The sequence below is a fragment of the Neisseria sp. P0022.S010 genome, assembly GCF_051956635.1.
Genome location: NZ_JBQCXF010000910.1, coordinates 1 through 443, shown reverse-complemented (window position 1 = coordinate 443; position 443 = coordinate 1). Strand labels below are relative to the sequence as shown.

At 51.9% G+C, this 443-nt stretch carries 1 protein-coding gene; it reads left to right on the top strand.

Features of this window, described 5'->3' with window-relative positions; all coding sequences use genetic code 11:
* A partial coding sequence (locus tag ACTHUT_RS22060) for a UbiX family flavin prenyltransferase (RefSeq protein ID WP_440419953.1) occupies nucleotides 1-443 on the top strand: 443 nt, incomplete at both ends.

Genomic DNA, 443 nt, shown 5'->3' with positions numbered 1-443 from the left:
GTTTTCAGTATGGCGTGAAGGCTTTGCAGCTTTTGCGTAAGCATCAGGTAGAAACGCATTTGGTGGTTTCGCAAGGGGCGGAGATGACCCGCGCTTTGGAAACGGATTACACCAAAGAAGACGTTTATGCTTTGGCGGATGTCGTGCCTTCTGTCCGTAATGTCGGCGCAAGTATTGCCAGCGGTTCGTTTTTGACGGACGGAATGTTGATTGCGCCGTGTTCAATGACAACTTTGGCTTCGGTTGCTCACGGGTTTGCCGATAATTTGCTCAGCCGTGCGGCGGATGTAACGTTGAAAGAGCGGCGCAGGCTGGTGTTGATGGTGCGTGAAGCGCCATTAAACTTGGCACACATCGACAATATGCGCCGTGTAACAGAGATGGGCGGCATAGTGTTTCCTCCTGTTCCGGCTCTGTCTCAGAAGCCCGAATCCATTGATGAT